4 protein-coding genes and 1 pseudogene are annotated in these 4294 nt (G+C 73.9%); 3 read left to right on the forward strand and 2 right to left on the reverse strand.

Going from position 1 to position 4294, the window contains the following annotated elements; translation table 11 throughout:
- A pseudogene (locus tag GTW43_RS26815) lies at positions 1-319 on the forward strand (3-beta hydroxysteroid dehydrogenase); the annotation flags it as partial.
- A gap of 168 nt (positions 320-487) precedes the next feature.
- Here the strand turns inward: GTW43_RS26815 and GTW43_RS26820 are convergent.
- On the reverse strand, positions 488-1534 hold the full coding sequence (locus GTW43_RS26820; protein ID WP_161304545.1) for an aldo/keto reductase: 1047 nt from the start codon (positions 1532-1534) through the stop codon (positions 488-490).
- Between the two features lie 107 nt (positions 1535-1641).
- On the opposite strand from GTW43_RS26820, the gene GTW43_RS26825 reads away from it, so the two are divergent.
- Positions 1642-2247: a TetR/AcrR family transcriptional regulator gene (locus tag GTW43_RS26825; RefSeq protein WP_343246128.1), complete on the forward strand. Its 606-nt coding sequence runs from the start codon at positions 1642-1644 to the stop codon at positions 2245-2247.
- A 120-nt stretch (positions 2248-2367) separates the two neighbouring features.
- Positions 2368-3633 (forward strand): MFS transporter, encoded by a 1266-nt coding sequence (locus tag GTW43_RS26830; protein WP_161304546.1) that lies wholly within the window; start codon positions 2368-2370, stop codon positions 3631-3633.
- Here GTW43_RS26830 and GTW43_RS26835 read toward each other — a convergent pair.
- Complete coding sequence (locus GTW43_RS26835; protein ID WP_343246129.1) at positions 3599-4228, reverse strand: class F sortase; 630 nt, start codon at positions 4226-4228, stop codon at positions 3599-3601. The two genes, GTW43_RS26830 and GTW43_RS26835, sit on opposite strands and share 35 nt — an antisense overlap.
- Positions 4229-4294 lie beyond the last annotated feature (66 nt).

Consider the following 4294-nt stretch of genomic DNA (forward strand, 5'->3'; position numbering starts at 1 on the left):
CCAGCGCTGGCCCGCCGTGCACGTGTCGGACACCGGCCCGCTCTTCCGGCTCGCGCTGGAGCAGGCCCCGGCCGGCTCGATGCTGCACGCCGTCGGCGACGAGGGCGTGGCGATCCGGGACATCGCGGCGACGATCGGCCGCCGGCTCGGGCTGCCGGTGGCCGAGCGGCCGGCCGAGGAGTTCGGCTTCCTCGGCACGGTCCTCTCCCTCGACCAGCCCGCGTCCAGCACCCTGACCCGCTCGCTCCTGGGCTGGCAGCCCACGGGCCCCGGCCTGCTGGCCGACCTGGACCAGGACTACTACTTCGCACAGAGCTGATCCAGGGACCTTCTCCGCGCGCACCGGACGGACGGCCGGAGCCCCGGACGACGCCACCGCGGCGGCCCGTCCGAGGCTCCGGCGCCCCTCCCGCGGGGAACGGGCCTACGGACGCGGCCACACGCGCGCCGGGACCCGACCGCCGTCACGGGATGACCCCGGACCGGCTCAACGATGGTGGTACGGCCTGCGCCGGGCCTCCGGGTCGGTCAGGGCGACGCTGCGGTACTCCACGTCCGCCGGGTTCAGGGTGACGCCCGGGGCGACGATCTCGTCGATCCGGTCCAGGATCTCGTCGTCGAGCCGCACCTCGGCCGCGGCCAGCTGGTCGGTGAGCTGCTCGACGGTACGGGCACCCAGGATCACCGACGTGACCGCCGGATGCGCCGAGGCGAAGGCCAACGCCAGGTGCGTCAGCGGCAGTCCGGCCTCCTTCGCCAGCTCCTGGAGCCGCTCGACGGCGTCGAGCTTGGCGCGGTTGCCCGGCAGGTCGAGGTCGAACCGGTGCCGCAGGACCTGACGGAACGGCGTCATCTCGATCGGCTCGCCGCGCCGGATCCGGCCGGCCAGCCAGCCGCTGTTGAGCGGGCTCCAGGTCAGCACGCCGAGCCCGTGCCGCCGCGCGGTCGGCAGGACGTCCGCCTCGATGCCGCGCACGAGCATGGAGTACGGCGGCTGCTCCGTGCGGAAGGGGATGTGCCCGCCGCGCTCGGCGGCCCAGCGCGCCTCCACCAGCTCCTCGGCCGGGAAGTCGGAGGTGCCGATCGCCATGATCTTCCCCGCCCTGACCAGGTCGGAGAGGACGGAGAGCGTCTCGTCGATGTCGGTGTCCGGGTCGGGGCGGTGCACCTGGTAGAGGTCGATCCGGTCGGTGCCGAGGCGGCGGAGGCTGTCCTCGACGGCACGGGTGAGCCAACGCCGGGAGTTTCCGCGACGGTTGGGCGTGCGGTCGCCGAGCTGGAGCGGGAAGTGCCCCTTCGTCGCGATGACCACGTCGTCGCGCCGCTCCCGCACCGCCTTGCCCACGATGCGCTCCGCCTCGCCGCCGGAGTACTGGTCCGCCGTGTCGACGAGGTTGATGCCCGCGTCCAGCGCGGTGTGGACGATGCGCATCGCGTCGTCGTGGTCCTGGTTCCCCCAGGCGCCGAGGCGCAGGGTGCCGAGGGCGAACGTGCTCACCGAGATGCCGGTCCTGCCGAGGATCCGCTGCTGCATGACTACTCCCTGGATCGGTGCGACTTGGGCGATGCCGAAAACATAGAACATGCATCACGTGTGTAGCAACTAGTTCTCCATGGAGAATCCCGGTGTAGCGTGTCGGTGTGACGGAACACGAGAAGACCGGGCGGGCGGGGCGTCCCCTGCGGGCCGACACCGAGCGCACGATCCGGGCGATCCTGGAAGCGGCGGAGGAACTCCTCGCCGTCGAGCCGGGGGCGACCATGGCCCAGGTCGCCGAGGCCGCGGGCGTCGCCAGGACCACCGTGCACCGCCGGTTCGCCACCCGTGAGGCGCTTTTGGACGCACTGGTCGACTGGGCCGCCCGCCGGTTCGCGGACGCTGTCGACGCGGGCCGTCCCGACGCCGCGCCCCCGCTCGTGGCCCTGCACCAGGTCACCGCGAACGTCCTGCGGGTGAAGGCGGACTGGTCGTTCTCCATGGGCCGCGCCGCCGGCGACGGCCACCCCGAGGCGGCCCGCATCCACGCCGACGTGCGCGCCACCTGTGTGCGCGTCTTCCGGCGCGCCCAGGAGGCCGGTGTGCTGCGCGCCGACATCGACCTCGACTGGACCCGCCGGGTGTACTACGCGCTCATCCACGAAGCCGCCCTGGACACCAGGGAGGGTGGCGACCCCGACGTGCTCGCGACCCGCGTGGTCGACACACTCCTGCGCGGCGTCGGGGCTCCGGGGGCCACGGCGCTGTGACGGCCGGGCCCCGGCCCCCGGGCCCGGGGAGACGCGTGGTGGCACGCACGGGCGCGGACCTGCTATAATTCACCCAACGCCTTCGGCGCCACACAACGTGTGCGCTCGGAGGCTTTTTTCATGTCTTCTCACCCCGCACGACCAGCCACCGCGCCCACCGATCCCACCGCCCCCGCCGGATACCGCGCGCTCCTGCGCAACCGCGAGTTCGCCGGCCTCTACGTCAGTTTCCTGCTCACCGTCGCCGCGAGCACCGTCTCGGGGTTCGCGCTCGGCACCCTCGTCGACCAGCAGACCCGATCCCCTTTCCTGACGGCCGTCAGCATGTACGGGGCGACGCTCGCCACCGTGCTCGGGGCGCTGACGCTCATGTCGGTCGCGGACGGCGCACACCCGCGCCGCACGCTCGTGGCGCTCGAATGCCTGTCCCTGGCCGGGGTCGCCGCGCAGGCCGTCCCCGGACTGCCGCTCCCCGTCCGCTTCGGGATCCTGGTTCTGCTCGGGTTCTTCCAGTCACTCGGCAGCGGGACCCGGATGGGGCTGCTCGCCGAGGTCGTACCGCACGCGTCGTACGCGCTGGCCCGCTCCCTGATGAACATCACCTCGGGCGGCACGGCGATCCTCGGCTACGCGCTCGGGGCCGCGCTCCTGCGGTTCCTGACCCCGCAGCAGTTGTTCGGCCTCGCGGCGGCGCTGACGGCACTCGGACTCGCCGTCGTCGCCGCGACCGTGCGGGAACGCTCGATCCGGCTCACCCGGCGCCCCGGCCTGCGGCAGACCTGGACCACCAACGCCGAACTGTTCGCCCACCCCGGCCGCCGGGCGCTGCTCCTGAACCTGTGGGTGCCCAACGGCCTCGTCGTCGGCTGCGAGGCCCTCTTCATCTCCTACGACGCCGGGCATGCGGGCTTCTTCCTCGCGGCAGGCTCCGCGGGCATGCTGATCGGCGATCTGACGGTCGGCCGGCTGCTGGACGCGGCGGGGCGGCGACGCTGGGCGCTGCCGCTGCGGCTGGTGCTCGCCGGGCCGTTCCTGCTCTTCGCCTGGGAGCCACCGACCGTGGTCGCCGCGGTGGCGGTGTTCGTGTCGGGGGCCGGGTTCGCGGCGACACTGCCGCTGCAGGAGCAGCTGTTGGCCCTCACGCCCGACGCGGTGCGCGGGCAGGTGCAGGGGGTCGAGTCGGCGGGCCGGATGACCTGGCAGGGCGTCGGCGCCGCACTCGCGGGCGGCCTCGCCCAACTCGTCTCCCCCGGCACCGCGATGACGGTCGCCGCCGCCGCGTCGGTCGCCGTCACGCTCGGGTCCCGGCCGTTCGTGGTGCGGGCCGGGCGAGCGGCGACGGCCGCCGAGGTCAGCGGCCTCCGGCCGGCTCCGCGTACACGATGAGGTTGTCGACCGGATGCCCCTGCGCGTCGAAGTCGCCGTCACAGGTGACGAGCCGGAGCGCGGGGCCGTCGGTCGCGCCGTACACCTTCCGCGTCGGGAAGGTCTGTTTGCTGACGGTCTCGGTGGCCGTGACGGTGAAGTGCCGGGTGCGGCCGCGGGAGTCGGCGACGGCGATGTCCGCGCCCTCGCGCAGCAGGCGCAGGTCGTGGAAGACCGCGCGGCCGTAGCGGGTGCTGTTGTGCCCGATGAGCACGGCGGGGCCGCGGGCGCCCGGCACCGCCGAGCCCGTGTACCAGCCGGCGGTCATGCCCTGCCGGGCGGGCGGGACCTCGACGGTGCCGTCCGCGTTCAGGCCGAGCGGCAGGAGCCTGCTGTGCACGCCGATCGCGTCGATCGCGACCCGGGTCGGCTTGCCGGGGTTTGTCGCGGCGGGCGCGGCGGCGTCCGACTGTGCCCCGGACGGGCCGGTGGCGGCGACCGTGCCGGAGGGACCGGCGTCGCGGACCCCGGTACCGGCACCGGACGAACACGCGGTGAGCACGGCGAGCAGGACGAGCACGGGGGCGGCGAGGGTGCGGCGGATCGGCTGGGGCACGGGGTTCTCCTGCGACGGACGGTACCGGCGATGTGATGCGACGTGCGATGCGGGGATGCGGGGGGT

The organism is Streptomyces sp. SID5785 (assembly GCF_009870065.1).
GTDB lineage: Bacteria > Actinomycetota > Actinomycetes > Streptomycetales > Streptomycetaceae > Streptomyces.